The sequence below is a fragment of the Arthrobacter sp. MSA 4-2 genome (genome assembly GCF_016405885.1).
In the GTDB taxonomy this organism is placed as follows: domain Bacteria; phylum Actinomycetota; class Actinomycetes; order Actinomycetales; family Micrococcaceae; genus Arthrobacter_D.
The window spans coordinates 103,380-119,381 of record NZ_JAEKGC010000014.1; the positions used below are offsets into that span (position 1 = coordinate 103,380).

Below are 16,002 nucleotides of genomic sequence, written 5' to 3' on the forward strand. Positions count from 1 at the left end.
TCCTGCTCCAGCCACTTATCCCCCTGGTTCAGTGCGCCGTTTCTGGGGCCAGTCTCGCATGCGATCGTTCCTCAGGCATTGCGCATGATGAATTCGGGCTGCCTGCGGAACGGTTCCGAGCCGTGGAACTTCCAAGCGTTGTTCGGGTTGGGAGCGTCGCAGCTATGGGAGTAGGAGAGGGCCATACAAGGGAACACGCAGTGGGCCGGCGGCTCCCACCGAGGGCTACTCGACTGGCCATCCACCAGGCCGCGGGGTTCCCTCCGTTGGTAGGATCGGCCTGATCCAAGCCGAAGGAGAGCCGTGACCGCCGACCAGCCAACCCCGGATAACTTCGCTGGCGCCGACGATGTCCAGCTGGCCGTTTACGCGGCCATCCGCGAGGACAGCGTCAGCGCCCTCGAATCCCTCGACCCGGCGGCTGTCGACGACTCGCTTGATGCCACAATGATCCGCTACCCGCAGCTCCTTCCCCCGGACGGCGTCGCGGCTGCACTTCGGCAGCTAGGCATCAAATGCCGGACAGTAGACCTGAACCCCTACATGGATGGGCAAGCGCTGCCCCCGGAGGTGCCCGGCTTCCGGGTTGCGCTCTTTGAATTTCCTGCCGGCACGCACCGCTGGATACCCACCGCTCACGGCTGAATCACCGGCCGACGGTCTCCCCTGCTGGGCCTGTCCGTGCGAGCCTGACCGCTCCCTCAGAAAGGGCCGTCCCCCACTCCGGCGCGGCCCTTATCCATGCCCTGTTGACACCGCTGGGACACTGGGGCCGTGAGCTTCTTCGACGACATTCCGGCGCCGCCTCCCCCGCCGCAGCGGCACCGGGTACCGAGTCTCGACTGGGTGCGGCCGCCCTCCGATGAGCTGCCGGTGGTCCTTCCCGTGGGCCGATTCCTCTGGCGCGGCGGGGACACCGTGGTGGGCGTGTCGCATGTGGAGGCGTACTCCACCGGGTGCTCCATCCGGATCCGCTGGATGCTTCGCCGCGGCTCCAGGACCGACGGGGATTGGGACACCTTGCTGGACCGATGGATGGGCCAAGACCGGCACAGCGTCGAGGTCCTGCGCTTCGGTGTGGGCCTGCCGGACGGCCAGAAGGTTTCGACCCAGAACGCCCCCCGGTCCAGGTCGGGGTCCGTCACAGGACCGGTCCTGATGGCGCAGGCGGAGGCCGGGGCCTCAAAAAGCGCTGTCACCGGGTCGGTGGAACTGTGGCTGTACCCGCTGCCGTCAGTCGGGGAACTGCTGCTCGTCGTGGAGGGTGCCCTGCTGGGAATTCCCGAGTCAACGATGGCCCTAGACGCCGGGGAGATCCGCGGGGCCGCGCAGCGTAGCTGGGCCTTCTGGGACAGCGCGCGGCAGTAGCCCGTCGTGGAACTGCTGAGGCACCGACCCCCGTACCCCTAAAGCTCGCGCCGAGCAGTCTCCGGCAGGACGGCGCGCCCACACAGGTCCTGCCCCACCTCGACCGAAGAGGTGAAGCAGACTCCCCCGGCATAGTCACATCCTTAAGCGGCATTAAGAGAATCGGGAGCTGTGCCAGCAACTGGCCGACACGGCCGCGTTCCGGGCCATGGAGGAGAACATCCACGCCGGCCACAAGGCCAAGCTGCCCAAGGCCGCCTGAGCAGGAACGCACGAAGGGCCGTATCGGTCGCCGGAGCGGCACTTTGCTGTGTCAGGTGCTCATGCCGCCGGTTTCAGGACCCGCTGTCCTCCGCCTTATCACGGGCATCGAGTTCGCTGTCGAGCTCATGGTCGCGGAAGGCCGTCTCGGGGTGCAGGTCGCCTTCCTTGACGTACTCGTGGTCGACCTGGCGTTCCACCTTGCTGTTGAGATTCTCGACGTCGTCGGTGTCCAACTTGGTCAGGTCTTCCGGGAAATCTTCGTCGGGTCCCAGCTTGCTGTCGGTCATGGCGCTCCTTTGTGGCGGTCGGATGTTGGCCAAGCGTAGCCGCCTTCGGTGAACTGTCGTACCAGTGACGTATACATGCGTGCACCATGACAGACACGCGCACCAGGGCCTTCGTAAACGGAGACAGGCCCACCATTGCCCTCGACATGGACGGCACCCTCTTTGACTGGAGCACCCGGTTCGCCGAGATCCTCCTCGCCACTGGTGAACACGTTCCGCAGGAACATGCCCTACAGCAACGCAATTAGAAGTCTCCGCGGCCGGAGCCTCACGCAGCGCCGCTGCCATGAAGGTCGTCGCCCGCGTCCAGTACCAGGTTCCCGACGACGCCGAGTTCCGCGTCTACAGCCACACCGGCGAGCTGCTCAAGACCGGCGCGGATCTCGAGGAGGTCCTGCACAGCGCCGAAGCCAGCACGCCTAAGACGTACGGCAGCCTCGTCGGCGTGCAGGTCATCGAGGACGCCAAGCCATCACTGTTCGCGCGGATCTCCGGGCCGGGCCGGCGTCAACGCACAAGGTCCCTGGCGAAGTACACCGCCGACGTCCAGCTGCTCAGCTGACCGGCACCACCCCATCCACCACCGAAGGAATCTCCATGTCCCGCGACACCCGCACGTCCCCCGCCCCGCAGCGGAAGTCGAACCGCATCCGGGTCGCCGTCGCCGCACTGATCATCATCCTGATCGGCTCGACCCTGGCCACCGGCATCAGCGCGTTCGGATGAGTGAAGCCGCCGGCGGCCAGCCCGGCTGACTCCTCAGCACCGGGCGTGGTGTCACTGCGGACTGCTTCCAGGCATCTGGTTGCGCACTTCAGCCCAGCGCTTCCTGTTCGGGAAGAGTCTCTTCCATACCACGCGGGCGTCTTCGGGGGCGAGGCGTTCCCAGGCCATCACAATTCCCCCGAGCGAGAGAACGCCCATTCCTACCCGCAACCAGAGCATACTTGCGGACATCCGCTCCCAGTCCTCCGGTGTGCCCACCGCGATGACGCTGTCCGGGTCCTCAGGGTCAACGACGTACTCCACCTCCGCGTACAGATAATTGTTCGGCAGGAACTCCGGGTAGCGCACTCTCTGCCATCCCTCTCGGGGCCGCGATCCCTCTCCGGTCTGAACGTAGTAATTGGCGTTGCCGTTTCGTCTGCTGTCATAGATGTGGACAATGAGTCCGGACTGGTGATCCTGCGTCCTGACGGTCTCGCCGGCTTCCTTGAACTGTGCGTAGCTGCCGACATAGAAAACCACCATGAGCGCCGTGATCGACAGCATAAACAGCACGGCGGCGGTACGGCGCAGGCCGAGCGGCAGTCGGTAGAAGTGTGCGGCGAACTTTCTTCGCAGGTCGTTCCTGATCCGCCGTATCCGAGTCCCCATCCGGACAGCGTAACGGTGCCTGTGCCCTTCGCCCGGCGTTGCCGCGGCCGCGGCCGCTGGCTCTCCGTGCCGTCTGCAGTCCCGGCCGACCTATCGTCAACGGACATGGCGGCCAGCCCTGTCGTTTCGGGGCGTCAGGTCGCGCGCCCTCCGGCCCGCCGGCTTCCTGCTCGGGAAGAACTTGTCCCACACGGTCCGCCCGTCTTCAGGGACGATCCGCCCCCACGTCACCACGATGAGTGCGAGGGTAGAGAAGCCGCCGACTGACGCCCCGAAGGCTGTGTTCCACGGCTCGTCCTCCCAGTCTTCCGGTGAGCCCACCGCGATGAGGTGCTCCTCGTTTGCGGGATCGACCACGTATTCAACGATCGCGTGCCAAGAGTCGTCCGGTAGGAATCTCGAATAGTTCAGCAGCAGCGCTTTCCCCTCCACCATCACGTAGTAGTCGCAGCGTCCCCCTGGCCTCGGGCTCCCATACAGGAGCATGCCGCTCCAGTGCTCCTGCGTCTTGACGAGTTCGCCGGCCCGGTCGAACTCGGCCTCCGTATGGACGCTGAAAAGAATGCTGCCTAGGGCGACAAGCAGTGCGACCAGAGCCGCCGCAGCCCGGCGCAGGTGGATCGGAAAGTCCTCGATGCGGTGGACATGTTTCCTCCGCTTCTCGCGGCTGACTCGTCGACCGGTATCCCCCATCGGGACATCGTAACGGTGCTGGTGTTCCGCCGGAGCCGTCGGCAGCATGGGGCACGGCTACATTGGACGAATGGCTTCACTGCAGCGCGGACTCGATCAGATAGCGAACCTCGGCCAACGGGGCTGGCGTGACGATCACAGCGCGGACCGGGTCCTGCAAATCTTTGCCGACCTGCGGCAGGGCGGGCTGATCGGCCCGGGCGCGATCCTCGAAGACATGCGCTCCCGCGGCTTCAGCGGGGCCGACCTTGCGCAATTGAAGATGCTTATCCGGAAGACCCCCGTGCTGGGGCCTACTCCCAGTTGAGCAGGACCCGGACGGGTGTGTAGGACCAGATCCCACTCCACAGGAAGCTTCGTCCTCGCACACATGCCCTCAACCGAACCGCTGGGCACCCTAAGCACCGCCATGTCTTTCAGCAGCATGGACTGGGGCCAGGCACCGGACACCGCCTGGAGTCAAAGGCGCCATCGTGACGCCCCTCAGCCCTGGGAGTCCCCGTAGTCGGGCAGCTGCTGAAGAGACCAAGTGTTGCCGTCCGGGTCAGAGAAGTACACGAAACTGCCCCACGGCTGGAGGTCCACTTCGCTTGCTTCAACGCCCTTTTCGAGGAGCATCGAACGGGCCCGGGCCGCGTCCGGCACGACGATCTGGACGCCTTTCTGCGAGCCAGGGGCCATTTCCGTGATTCCCTCTCCCAGAACAATGGAGCAGGCAGAGCCGGGCGGGGTTAACTGTACGAAGCGGACTCCTTCGCCCACCCGGTGGTCGTGATCCAGCACGAAGCCCGCCCTGTCGCGGTAGAAGCCGATCGCCCGGTCAACGTCGGAGACCGGGATGGCAACGAGTTCGATTTTCCAATCCATGAGCTTCCTCCTGTTGGTCCTGACGACCTCAGGATAGGCCGGGTTGCGGACGGAACCGGTCCTTGTTCTTTTCACACAGGACGCCGGATCCGCGGGATCGTCTGTGGCTGTGAAGGACAGTCGATGGCGGAGCTGGCCGCCCGGTTCGCGTGGTCCGAGGAAAATGTGGAGCACCTACGAAGGCTCCGCCGGAACTCCCGCGCCGCCCAACTCAAAGAGGAACGCCGGGCATCCGCGCGCCGGTGAGGTGACCAGCCATCTCCGCATACATGGCCCCAGCCGGTGACGGCGGACAAAAGCTGTAGCGGCAGCGTCTCAAGACTTGATTCCTGTTTTGATTCGGCGACATCACGGCCGCCGGTTCGAACCCCAATGAAACGTTTTCCTAGACAGAAAACTTTTTCTGGAGCCCCCTGCCGGATTCGAACCGGCGACCCCCTGTTTACAAGACAGGTGCTCTGGCCAACTGAGCTAAGGAGGCATGCTGGCTTCACCAGCGGGCGCCGCCGCAGTCTCCAACACACAACGGGCGCTCCCTAAGGTTAGCCCAGCCCTCCGGTCCGGGGAAACTCAGCCAAGCTTCGCCTCGACGACCTTCCCGAAGTCCGCCACGGCGTCCGGGACCTCTTTGCCGTCGACATAAACGGTCGGCGTGCCCTCGATGCCGGCGGCCTGCGCGGCCTCCGTCGTGTACTTCACCCAGGGCCGGAAAGTGCCCTCGGACAGGCAGGTGGAGATGTCTCCGGCACCCACCTCGGCCGCCATATCGGCCAGCCCGCCGTCGTCGAGCTCACCGCTTTCGAAGTTGGCGAACAGCGCGGTGGAGAAGTCGAAGTAGCTGTCCTGCGCCGTATCCGCCACGCAGGCGAGCGCACTGGCCCCCCGCGAGGAGTAGTCGTCGCGGGAGTTGCGGTCGAGGTAGGCGACGTTGCGGTATTCGAGGGTGATGTCACCGGCATTGAGCCAGCGCCGGAGGTCATCCGAGTACTCGTTCTCGAAGTTGGAACAGTGGACGCAGTTCACGTCGACGTAGGCGACCACCGGGATGGGCGCCCCGTCCGCGGCAGGCTCCACACCCGGCGGCAGGTCCGCTCCCGGCGCGGGCTCCTCCGGCAAAGATGCTACGTCGACCTCGCTGACCTCGGTCTCGGCAAGTTTGGAAGTCGAAACCAGGGTGATTCCGCCCTGGTCATTGCCGTGCTGCGGCGCCGGACCGGCGTCGGGCACCCGCCCGCGGATGTTGCTGGCGACAACGAGCGCGATGACGACGGCGATCACGACGGCAGCGGCCACCACGCCCCACCGGATCAGCAGCGAGTTCCGCCGGGCGGCGCGTTCGGCCGCCTCGCGCTGGAGCCGTGCCCGCTCGCGGGCCTCCGTTGTTCGCTCGGCCTTGCTGGGCTTGCGGGAATTGCTCGGTGCCATCGGTCCTTCTGCCTTACCTGCTTCTCCGGGACGCTTCCCGATCCGCCCCAGTTTATCGGGGCTGGCCGGTGCCCCTAACCGATAGAGTTCATCAGTAGGCCTACTAATCGCAGGAGAGTTCAATGAGCGAAGCCACAACGGCAGCGGATTCCGACACCGACTACGGCGACTTTGACTTCATCGTTGTCTCCAACCGACTAGCGGTCGACCGCGTCACGGACGACGAAGGCAACAGCTCGTGGCGCCGCTCCCCCGGCGGCCTCGTGACGGCCCTTGCGCCGGTCATGGCCAAGACCGACGGCGCTTGGGTCGGCTGGCACGGCGCACCCGACGAGACCCTCGAGCCCTTCGATGAAGGAAACATGCGCCTTGTCCCGGTGCCGTTGAGCGAGGACGAGGTGGAGCTCTATTACGAGGGGTTCTCGAACGCGACCCTCTGGCCGCTCTACCACGATGTCATCGCGCCGCCGGAGTTCCACCGCACCTGGTGGGATGCCTACCGCCGGGTCAACGAGCGCTTCGCGAAGGCCACCGCCGCATCGGCGGCCCATGGCGCCACGGTGTGGGTGCAGGACTACCAGCTGCAGCTGGTGCCGAAGCTGCTGCGCAAGGCCCGCCCCGACCTCGTCATCGGTTTCTTCAACCACATCCCGTTCCCGCCGCTGGAGATCTTCGCGCAGCTGCCCTGGCGCCGGCAGGTCATCGAGGGGCTGCTCGGTGCGGACCTCATCGGCTTTCAGCGCCCAAGCGACGCAAGTAACTTCCTGCGCTGCGTCCGCCGCTTCCTCGGCCACACCATCCGCCAGCAGCAGGTGCAGGTCCCCGCGGACGGCGACGCGCCCGCCTACGTCTCCCGCGCCGAGGCGTTCCCCATCTCGATCGACGTGAACGCCATCACCGAACTGGCCAAACGCCAGGACATCATCGAGCGCTCCCGGGAGATCCGCCGGGAGCTCGGCAACCCCAAGCACGTCCTGCTGGGCGTGGACCGCCTTGACTACACCAAGGGCATCGGGCACCGACTCAAGGCCTACGGGGAACTCCTCGAGGACGGCTCCATCACCGTTGAAGACGCCGCGCTGATCCAGGTGGCAAGCCCCAGCCGGGAACGCGTGGAGCAGTACCGCCTCCTCCGGGAGGAGATCGAGGGCGCCGTGGGCCGCATCAACGGCACCTACGACACCATGAAGAACACGGCGATCCGGTACCTCCACCACAGCTACCCGGTCGAGGAAATGGTCGCCCTGTACCTCGCCGCCGACGTCATGCTCGTCACGGCGCTGCGCGACGGGATGAACCTCGTGGCCAAGGAGTATGTGGCGGCCCGCACCGAGAACCGCGGCGCCCTGGTGCTCAGCGAGTTCGCCGGCGCCGCCGACACCCTCCGCCAGGCCGTGCTGGTCAACCCCCACGACATCGACGGGCTGAAGTCCGCGATGGTCACCGCCCTGAACATGCCCCCGGCCGAAGGCATCCGCAGGATGCGCATCATGCGCCGCCAGGTGCTCCAGAACGATGTCGAACGCTGGTCGCAGGCGTTCCTGACCGCCCTGCGCAACGGTTCGGCAGGCAACAGCGATGCCTGAGCGCACCGACCTCCGGGCTGCCCTTGAGGAACTCGCCGCAACACCGGTGCTGCTCATCGCGCTCGACTTCGACGGCGTCCTCTCGCCGCTGGTCGAGCGGGCCGAGGACGCCCGTCCGCTCCCCCGGTCCTCGGCGGCCCTGAAGGCCCTGGCCGCGCTGCCGTCGACGACGACGGCACTGATCTCGGGGCGCGCGCTCGGCAGCCTGAGGCAGGTGGCCTCCCCGGAGCCGGAAACCCTGCTGATTGGCAGCCACGGCGCCGAAACCTGGACCGGCCCGGACGCCGCACCCCTGACCCTCGACCCCCTGCAGGCCGAACTGCTCGACGCGGCGGCCGACATCGTCGAGAGCGTCGTCGCGGCTCATCCCGGCACGTGGCTCGAGTCCAAGCCGGCCGGCGTCGTCCTTCACACCCGGTCGGCCGCCGACGACGTCGCCGCAGACGCTGTGGCTGCCGCCCGCGACGGCCTGGCCGGGCTGGACGGGCTCAAGGTCACCGACGGAAAGCGGGTCCTCGAAGTATCGGTGGTTCACGCCGACAAGGGTCAGGGACTGGGGCTGCTGAGGGAGCTCAGCGGGGCCACAGCGGTGCTCTTCGCCGGCGACGACGTCACCGACGAGCACGCCTTCGGCGTCCTGCAGCCCCAGGACGTCGGCATCAAGATCGGTGAAGGCAGCACAGCGGCCCGCTACCGCCTGGGCTCCCCCGAGGACCTTGCCGGCGCCCTTGAGGACCTCCTTGCCCTGCGTCGCGAATGTGCTTCCCCCAACCATTCGTGACATACTCCAAGTGGGTATCGACCGGCTCGCCGGTTCTATCCGCCACAACTGAATAACTCTCCATTCACTACGGATCGTCGGGCACGTACCTGCCCGTGAAAAGGAAACAAGAAAATGGCAACGGTAACGTTCGACCAGGCCACCCGGGTGTACCCGGGGACCGAAAAGCCCGCTGTAGACCGCCTGAACATCGAGATCGCCGACGGCGAATTCCTCGTCCTCGTAGGCCCGTCCGGTTGCGGCAAGTCCACCTCCCTGCGCATGCTCGCAGGACTCGAAGACGTCAACTCGGGACGCATCCTCATCGGTGACCGCGACGTCACCGACGTTCCCCCGAAGGACCGCGACATCGCGATGGTCTTCCAGAACTACGCCCTGTACCCGCACATGAGTGTTGCCGACAACATGGGCTTCGCCCTGAAGATCGCCGGTATCCCCAAGGAAGAGCGCGCCGAGCGCGTCCGTGAGGCTGCCAAGCTGCTCGACCTCGAGGACTACCTGGACCGCAAGCCGAAGGCACTCTCCGGCGGTCAGCGCCAGCGCGTCGCCATGGGCCGCGCCATCGTGCGTAACCCCCAGGTCTTCCTCATGGATGAGCCGCTGTCGAACCTCGACGCCAAGCTGCGCGTCCAGACCCGCACCCAGATCGCGTCGCTGACGCGCCGCCTCGGGGTCACCACGGTCTACGTGACGCACGACCAGGTCGAGGCAATGACCATGGGCGACCGCGTTGCGGTGCTCAAGGACGGCATCCTCCAGCAGGTCGACACCCCGCGCAACCTGTACGAGCGCCCGACGAACGTCTTCGTTGCCGGGTTCATCGGCTCCCCCGCCATGAACCTCCTCGAACTGCCCGTCGCCGACGGCGGCGTGCTGTTCGGCGGCACCGTGTACCCGGTCCGCAGCGACATCCTTGATGCGGCCGCGGGCAACACAGTGACCCTGGGTGTCCGCCCCGAGGACCTCGTGCTCGCCGCCCCCGGTGAAGGCCTGCAGGTTGAGGTCGACGTCGTCGAGGAACTCGGCGCCGACGCCTACATCTATGGCCACACCACACTCAATGGCCAGAACCACGACATGGTGGCCCGTGTCGACGGCCGCCGCCCTCCGATGAAGGGTGACACCGTCTACGTCCGCCCCGAGCAGGGCCACGTGCACCTGTTCGACACGACCTCCGGCGCCCGCCTGGCCGAAACGGTCTAGTTCAACGCATTTCCGGCAATGCGGTGGTTCCCATGCTGCGTCTTCACAGACGGGGGACCACCGCATTGCGGTTTAAGCTGACGGACTTCATGCTTTGAGCACTCCCAGTGACCGCGCACCGGCGGTCCTACAGAAGGCAACACGATGACCGAGACCTACAACGCCAACTGGCACGACGAACCGACCGACTATGCGCAGACGGGCAAGCTGCCACGCATCCGGACTGCCCCTCCGGAATCGGCGCTGGGCTCACTGAACATCACCGCGGCCTCCGCCGATCCCGAGCTGCTCGACCTGCCCTGGCACATCGCCCTCGAGGAATGGCCGACAGAGACCCTTGCGGCCCTCCCCCGCGGTATCTCCCGCCACATCGTGCGGTTCGCGCACCTCGGGGGTTCGGTCATCGCCGTGAAGGAAACCAGCGAGCACATCGCCCGCCACGAATACCACATGCTGCGTAAGCTCCAGCGCCTCGATGTGCCGTGCGTCGAACCCGTCGCGGTCATCACCGGGCGCACCACCCCCGACGGCACCGAGCTCGACCCGGTGCTGGTCACCCGGCACCTGAAGTTCTCGATGCCCTACCGCGCCCTGTTCTCCCAGACGCTGCGCCGGGACACCCTCACCCGTCTGATCGATGCGCAGGCCCTCCTGCTGGTGCGCCTGCACCTCATCGGGTTCTACTGGGGCGACGTCTCGCTGTCGAACACGCTGTTCCGGCGCGACGCCGGCGCCTTCGCCGCCTATCTGGTGGACGCCGAGACCGGAGAGCTCTACCCGGAACTCTCGAGCGGCCAGCGGGAGTACGACCTCGAGATCGCGCGCGTCAACATCGCCGGCGAGCTGATGGACCTCGCAGAGGGCGGGTTGATTGAGGAGAAGGTCGACCCGCTGGCCACCAGCGAGCTGATCATGGACAGCTACCGCAGGCTGTGGACCGAGCTTACGGCGCGGGAGTCATTCGAACTCGGAGAACGCTGGCGCGTCAACGCCCGCATCCGCCGGCTCAACGACCTCGGCTTCGACGTGGAGGAATATGTCATCAGCACGGTCGCCGACGGCTCCCGGATTCAGCTGCAGCCGAAGGTTGTCGACGCCGGCCACCACAGCCGCCGGCTGCTCCGCCTGACCGGCATCGACGCCCAGGAGAACCAGGCCCGCAGGCTGCTCAACGACATGGACGCCTACCGGGCGGACAACAACAACCTCGACGTCGACGAGGAGATCAGCGCCCACCTGTGGGTCAGCGAAGTCTTTGAACCGATTGTGCGGTCGGTACCGCGTGAGCTCGGCGGCAAGCTCGAGCCGGCCGAGGTGGTGCATGAGGTGCTTGAACACCGGTGGTACATGTCCGAGCGGCAGGACCGCAACGTGCCCATGGCAGAGGCGGTGCAGTCCTACCTCGACTCCGAGCTGCGGCACCGGCGCGACGAGGCTGAGATCATGCTGACCGCCGATTCGAAGACCATCGGGCTCGACGGAGACAACAGCTTCCCGGACAGTTAAACGCCGAACCCCGCCCGGTCAAGGCGGGGTTCGGCTCAGCCGGTCCTTAGGGACACTGGATTTCCTGGCCTCGGAACTCGTGCAGTCCGGGGCCCGCCTGCTCGCAGAAGTCGGCGACTTCGCCGATGAACGGGGCCGCAGCAACCAGCAGGAGGATCGCCAGGACCAGCAGGATGGTGAAAAGGGCACCCACGATGATGCCCGCCACCGCGAGGCCGTTGCCCATCCCGGCCTTCTTCGACTTCACCAGGGCCACGATGCTCAAAATCAGGCCCACCGGGGCCAAAACAATCGCCAGGATAAGCCCCACAATGCCCAGGGTGCGTCCGGGGTTTTCCCGCGGTCCCTGCTGGCCCGGGTAACCGCCTCCTGGGTAGCCCTGGCCGTACGGCGACTGGCCGTAAGCCGGCTGGCCCGGGCCCTGCCCGTAGGCGGGCTGGCCGTACGGGGCGGGTGACTGGCCGTAGGCGGGCTGGCCGTACGGCGACTGGCCGGGGTTGGACGATCCCGAGGTTCCAGAGCTTCCGCCCGGGCCCTTGCCGTACGGATCGTTGGAACCGGGTCCGCCGTGCGGACCTGCTGGGTTGTCTGACACTTGCGCCCCTGCAATCTTGTTGGTGCAGGAACGAACTCCTGCAGTGGCCCCACGGGCCTCTGGGCCGAGAATATCACCGCAGAGCGGGCGTGTCCGGGGGTCGGGCCGGCTCGCCCGAACGACCGGCCGAAGCTCCATCCCGACTGCCATCCCGGCTGCCCTCCCGACCGCCATCCCACCGGCTGCCGGACACCGCCGCAGAGCGCAGACCCGACACCCAGCCGCAGGACGGACCACCGCCGAATCCCCTCAGCGCCACCCCGCCGGACCGGGAGCACCCCTCCTCCGGCATCGACGCAGAGGGTGTGGTAAATATCATCCGTGCAAACGTTTGCATAGCGGGAAGAACAAGATGCCTAGTCGCGCTGAGGTTTCCGGCGTGTAACGGCTTGAACACGCGGAATATGGGCCTGCAAGCGCTTTCATTATTGGTGGTTGCGGGTCTACGATGTTTCCCATGTCCTTTTCAGCGGCCGTCGACACGGCAGGTTTCAGCGCTCCCGACGGAGCTGTCACTTTCCATGACCCCATCCATACGCAGCACGCCGACGATGCGTGGTGGCGCTCCTCGGTGATCTACCAGGTGTACCCCCGGTCCTTCCGCGACGCGAACGGCGACGGCATGGGCGACCTTGCCGGCGTGCGTGAGGAGCTGGAGCATCTCGTCCGGCTCAACGTGGATGCCGTCTGGCTCTCCCCCTTCTTCACCTCGCCTCAGCGCGACGGCGGTTACGACGTCGCGGACTACTGCGACGTCGACCCCCTGTTCGGAACTCTGGCCGACTTCGATGCGCTGACCACCCGTGCCACCGAACTCGGAATTAAGGTCATCGTCGACCTCGTGCCGAACCACGCTTCGAGCGAACATGTTCTCTTCAAGCGGGCCCTAGCTGCCCCGGCCGGTTCACCGGAACGTGCAATGTTCATCTTCAGGGACGGGCAGGGCGAGCATGGGGAGCTTCCGCCCAACAACTGGCAGTCCCACTTCGGCGGTCCGGCCTGGACCCGCGTGGTCAACAGCGACGGGTCGGGCGGACAGTGGTATCTCCACCTCTTCGATTCCTCCCAGCCCGACTTCAACTGGGACAACCAGGCGGTGCGGGACGAGTTCGAGCGCATCCTGCGCTTTTGGCTTGACCGCGGCGTCGGTGGATTCCGGGTCGATGTCGCCCATGCCCTGGTCAAGGCCGAAGGGTTGCCGGACTGGGGCGGGCGCGCCGACGGCAGCTCAAGCGAAGGCTTCCCGGGTCATGAGGCTCCAATGTTCGGGCAGCAGGAGATCCATGCGATCTACCGCAGCTGGCGCAAGATCCTCGATGAGTACGACGGCGACCGGGTGCTCTGCGCCGAAGCCACCATCGACCCCCTGCCGCGGCTGACCGACTGGGTCCGCCCGGATGAAATGCACCAGGCATTCAATTTCGCCTACCTGCACCACCCGTGGAACGCGCATGGTCTGCGCAACGTCATCTCCAGCTCCTTTGAGGCCTTCGACAGTGTCGACGCGCCCACCACCTGGGTGCTGAGCAACCACGACGTCGTCCGCCACGCGACACGCTTCGGGCTCGGCGAGGACTTTCCCCGTCCCGGTGATGGAATCGGCCACCTCGATCCGCAGCCGGACACCGCAACCGGGCTGGACCGCGCCCGTGCGGCCTCCCTTGCCATGTTCGCCCTTCCCGGCGGCATCTACCTCTACCAGGGCGAGGAGCTCGGCCTGCCCGACCACACCACCATGCCGGCTGAGTTCCGCCAAGATCCCACCTTCGCGAGGACCGGCGGGGAACGGCTCGGACGTGACGGATGCCGGGTTCCCCTTCCGTGGCGTGCGGAGGAGCCGGCCTATGGTTTCGGGACAGCGGACACCCCCTGGCTGCCGCAGCCCGAGAGCTGGAAGGCTCTCGCCGTCGACCGCCAGGACTCCGACCCCGGGTCGACGCTGAACCTCTACCGCTCGGCGCTTCGCCTGCGGCGTGAACTGGGCCTTGGAGCCGGATCGCTGCAGTGGAGCATGGAGTACGAGAACAGCGACACCGTGGCGTTCCGCAACGGCGACGTCGTCGTCCTGATCAACATGGGAGAATTCGATACGCAGCTGCCCGGCGGCTCGATTCTGGCGGCAAGCCACCCCGAGGCGGGCGCCAACGGGCTTCTCGCACCCAACCACTGTGTGTGGCTGAAGCTTAACTAAAGCGGCCGGGCTTCCCAGGCCCGATCCGAAGGGGGGAGGACGCCGTGGCCGGCATCAAGGACGTCGCGAAGCGCGCCGGAGTGTCGACGGCCACGGTGTCCCGGGCCCTTAGCGGCAACGGCCGCGTGTCGGAAAAATCGCGCCTCGCAGTGCTGAAGGCCGCGCGGGAACTTGAGTTCGTCCTCTCCTACTCCGCGTCGTCCCTCGCCTCGGGCAGGAACCGCAACGTCGGAGTGGTGGTGCCCTCGGTCAACCGTTGGTATTTCTCACAGATCGTCGACAGCGCCGCTGCCGCCCTGCTGGAGGCCGGCTACGACCTGACCCTCTACAACCTCAGCGAAGGCGCGAAGCACCGGGACCGGGTGTTGTCGGAGTTCCTGCTGCGCCAGCGCTGCGACGGCGTCATCTCCGTAGCCTTGGAGCTGAGCAGGTCGGAACTGGGCCAGTTGCTCGCCGTGGGCAAGCCCGTTGTGGGAATCGGCGGCGTCCTACCCGGCGCCCATACGATCAGCGTGAACGACAAGGCGATCGCCACCCTGGCTACCGAGCACCTGCTCAGCCTGGGACACCGCAGGATCGCCCACATCGGCGGCATCGAGGCGTTTGAGAACGACTTCCGAATCTCAGGCTCCCGCCGTGAGGGCTACGAGGCAGCGATGAGCGCGGAGGGGCTCGAAGTTCTTCCCTCCTGGCGGGCGCACGCGGACTTCACCATCACCGGTGGATATACCGAAGCCAAGCGGATGCTGGGCCACCCGCACAACCGCCCCACGGCCGTGTTCTGCGCATCGGATGAAATGGCGATCGGAACCATCCTTGCCGCCCGGGACCTCGGCCTCCACGTACCCGAGGATCTCTCAGTGATTGGAATCGACGGCCACGACCTGGGCGGGATCTTCGGACTCACCACCATCGCCCAGTTCCCCGGCCAGCAGGGGGAGAATGCCGTGAAGCGGCTGCTCGGTATCCTCACCGACCCGGAGAACGCAGACACCCTGCCGCCCGACGAGGACGCCCGGACCGAGCTTGTCGTGCGCTCGAGCACGTCCGCTCCGGCCGACAGGCCCTGACTGCCGCTGCAGGCGCCCGGGAGGCCCGTCCCCGCCCGGGACGCCGGGCCGTGGAGGATAGCCGCTAGCTCCTCGCGTAGCAGGACATCAGACCGCCCCACCCATGAAGCGCGCGTACCTGCCGAGGGCCAGCGGCCAGAACCGCTCGTAGCGCCCGCGCAGGTCGTCGGGGCCGCCTTCCCTGGGCCAGCCGCCGTGGACGACGTCGACGCTTGTGGCAGGTGCCGCCCCTCCGACACTGTTGAAGGAAAGCTCAACCGCCGTCGCTGGGAAAGGGCCGGGGCGGTGCCGCCACAGGAGTGACAAGGCGCGGTGACCATCGCGCTGGTCCTCACGCTCGGTAACCTCTGCCCAGACGGCCTCCTCGTCCTCGGCTGACGTTTCGACGAAGACACCACCCTCAAGGTCGAAGAAGCTTCCAGCGCCCCACACACTGAGCTCAGCGCCCGGCCACCACAGGTGGAGATGTTCGGTGAACCCTGAAAAGGCGTCGACCACATCGGCCGGCACGCGCACGGAAGCGCGGATGTCCGCCACAGTCCCGCCGTCGGCGGGTTCGGGAGCCGCATGCGAGAAAAGTCCACTCATGGTCCGACTCTACCGGGGTCTGGACCAGCCGACGGAGGGGCGGATTGGGCCGGCCCCGGGGGCGGGCAGGGCGGGTGCCGGCCGTCCGGGTGCGGCGCGCTGGCCGACTGTATCGGTATTGGTTGGGGTGGTTAAAGGGGTGCAGGCCCCACCGGTGGTGGGGCCTGCAGCCTAAGGGTGGTCCGGCGGTGTCCTACTCTC

19 protein-coding genes and 1 tRNA gene are annotated in these 16,002 nt (G+C 66.5%); 12 read left to right on the top strand and 8 right to left on the bottom strand.

What is annotated here, in order from left to right:
- Nucleotides 1-303: 303 nt before the first annotated feature.
- Together I6N91_RS15100 and I6N91_RS15105 are read left to right on the top strand one after the other, a co-directional pair.
- Complete coding sequence (locus I6N91_RS15100; RefSeq protein ID WP_198813920.1) at nt 304-645, top strand: hypothetical protein; 342 nt, start codon at nt 304-306, stop codon at nt 643-645.
- A gap of 129 nt (nt 646-774) precedes the next feature.
- A complete protein-coding gene (locus tag I6N91_RS15105; RefSeq protein WP_198813921.1) occupies nt 775-1,368 on the top strand; it encodes a hypothetical protein in 594 nt (197 codons plus the stop codon).
- Between the two features lie 335 nt (nt 1,369-1,703).
- Here the strand turns inward: I6N91_RS15105 and I6N91_RS15110 are convergent, their stop codons facing one another.
- Nucleotides 1,704-1,919: a hypothetical protein gene (locus I6N91_RS15110; RefSeq protein ID WP_198813922.1), complete on the bottom strand. Its 216-nt coding sequence runs from the start codon at nt 1,917-1,919 to the stop codon at nt 1,704-1,706.
- 86 nt (nt 1,920-2,005) lie between these two features.
- Between I6N91_RS15110 and I6N91_RS15115 the strand changes: the two genes are divergently transcribed.
- From I6N91_RS15115 to I6N91_RS17400, 3 genes are read left to right on the top strand one after another with little or no spacing between them, the layout of a single operon-like run.
- Entirely contained in the window at nt 2,006-2,167 is a 162-nt protein-coding gene (locus tag I6N91_RS15115) for a hypothetical protein (RefSeq protein WP_198813923.1), read from the top strand.
- A gap of 38 nt (nt 2,168-2,205) precedes the next feature.
- Nucleotides 2,206-2,481 (top strand): hypothetical protein, encoded by a 276-nt coding sequence (locus I6N91_RS15120; protein ID WP_198813924.1) that lies wholly within the window; start codon nt 2,206-2,208, stop codon nt 2,479-2,481.
- A 35-nt stretch (nt 2,482-2,516) separates the two neighbouring features.
- Entirely contained in the window at nt 2,517-2,645 is a 129-nt protein-coding gene (locus tag I6N91_RS17400) for a hypothetical protein (RefSeq protein WP_269823099.1), read from the top strand.
- 51 nt (nt 2,646-2,696) lie between these two features.
- On the opposite strand, the gene I6N91_RS15125 is transcribed toward I6N91_RS17400, so the two are convergent.
- Both I6N91_RS15125 and I6N91_RS15130 read right to left on the bottom strand, forming a co-directional pair.
- Nucleotides 2,697-3,296: a hypothetical protein gene (locus tag I6N91_RS15125; protein ID WP_198813925.1), complete on the bottom strand. Its 600-nt coding sequence runs from the start codon at nt 3,294-3,296 to the stop codon at nt 2,697-2,699.
- A gap of 96 nt (nt 3,297-3,392) precedes the next feature.
- On the bottom strand, nt 3,393-3,989 hold the full coding sequence (locus I6N91_RS15130; protein WP_198813926.1) for a hypothetical protein: 597 nt from the start codon (nt 3,987-3,989) through the stop codon (nt 3,393-3,395).
- A gap of 70 nt (nt 3,990-4,059) precedes the next feature.
- Between I6N91_RS15130 and I6N91_RS15135 the strand changes: the two genes are divergently transcribed.
- Complete coding sequence (locus I6N91_RS15135) at nt 4,060-4,296, top strand: hypothetical protein (RefSeq protein WP_198813927.1); 237 nt, start codon at nt 4,060-4,062, stop codon at nt 4,294-4,296.
- Between the two features lie 176 nt (nt 4,297-4,472).
- Here I6N91_RS15135 and I6N91_RS15140 read toward each other — a convergent pair whose 3' ends face one another.
- From I6N91_RS15140 to I6N91_RS15150, 3 genes are all read right to left on the bottom strand, one after another.
- A complete protein-coding gene (locus tag I6N91_RS15140) occupies nt 4,473-4,856 on the bottom strand; it encodes a VOC family protein (RefSeq protein WP_198813931.1) in 384 nt (127 codons plus the stop codon).
- A 404-nt stretch (nt 4,857-5,260) separates the two neighbouring features.
- Nucleotides 5,261-5,337 (bottom strand) — tRNA-Thr (locus I6N91_RS15145).
- A gap of 89 nt (nt 5,338-5,426) precedes the next feature.
- On the bottom strand, nt 5,427-6,281 hold the full coding sequence (locus I6N91_RS15150; protein ID WP_233091905.1) for a thioredoxin domain-containing protein: 855 nt from the start codon (nt 6,279-6,281) through the stop codon (nt 5,427-5,429).
- 122 nt (nt 6,282-6,403) lie between these two features.
- On the opposite strand from I6N91_RS15150, the gene I6N91_RS15155 reads away from it, so the two are divergent.
- From I6N91_RS15155 to I6N91_RS15170, 4 genes are all read left to right on the top strand, one after another.
- A complete protein-coding gene (locus I6N91_RS15155; protein ID WP_198813932.1) occupies nt 6,404-7,867 on the top strand; it encodes a trehalose-6-phosphate synthase in 1,464 nt (487 codons plus the stop codon).
- Nucleotides 7,860-8,648 (top strand): trehalose-phosphatase, encoded by a 789-nt coding sequence (gene otsB, locus I6N91_RS15160; protein ID WP_198813933.1) that lies wholly within the window; start codon nt 7,860-7,862, stop codon nt 8,646-8,648. Before I6N91_RS15155 ends, otsB begins: the two co-directional genes overlap by 8 nt.
- 114 nt (nt 8,649-8,762) lie before the next feature.
- Complete coding sequence (locus I6N91_RS15165; RefSeq protein WP_198813934.1) at nt 8,763-9,851, top strand: sn-glycerol-3-phosphate ABC transporter ATP-binding protein UgpC; 1,089 nt, start codon at nt 8,763-8,765, stop codon at nt 9,849-9,851.
- Between the two features lie 144 nt (nt 9,852-9,995).
- Complete coding sequence (locus tag I6N91_RS15170; RefSeq protein ID WP_198813936.1) at nt 9,996-11,357, top strand: DUF4032 domain-containing protein; 1,362 nt, start codon at nt 9,996-9,998, stop codon at nt 11,355-11,357.
- A 46-nt stretch (nt 11,358-11,403) separates the two neighbouring features.
- Here I6N91_RS15170 and I6N91_RS15175 read toward each other — a convergent pair whose 3' ends face one another.
- Nucleotides 11,404-11,952, bottom strand: coding sequence for a DUF4190 domain-containing protein (locus tag I6N91_RS15175; protein WP_198813962.1), 549 nt, complete (start codon nt 11,950-11,952; stop codon nt 11,404-11,406).
- Between the two features lie 457 nt (nt 11,953-12,409).
- On the opposite strand from I6N91_RS15175, the gene I6N91_RS15180 reads away from it, so the two are divergent.
- Both I6N91_RS15180 and I6N91_RS15185 read left to right on the top strand, forming a co-directional pair.
- Nucleotides 12,410-14,143, top strand: coding sequence for a glycoside hydrolase family 13 protein (locus I6N91_RS15180; RefSeq protein WP_198813938.1), 1,734 nt, complete (start codon nt 12,410-12,412; stop codon nt 14,141-14,143).
- A gap of 44 nt (nt 14,144-14,187) precedes the next feature.
- Nucleotides 14,188-15,213, top strand: coding sequence for a LacI family DNA-binding transcriptional regulator (locus I6N91_RS15185; RefSeq protein ID WP_198813940.1), 1,026 nt, complete (start codon nt 14,188-14,190; stop codon nt 15,211-15,213).
- 87 nt (nt 15,214-15,300) lie between these two features.
- On the opposite strand, the gene I6N91_RS15190 is transcribed toward I6N91_RS15185, so the two are convergent.
- Entirely contained in the window at nt 15,301-15,801 is a 501-nt protein-coding gene (locus I6N91_RS15190) for a hypothetical protein (protein WP_198813942.1), read from the bottom strand.
- Between the last annotated feature and the right edge of the window lie 201 nt (nt 15,802-16,002).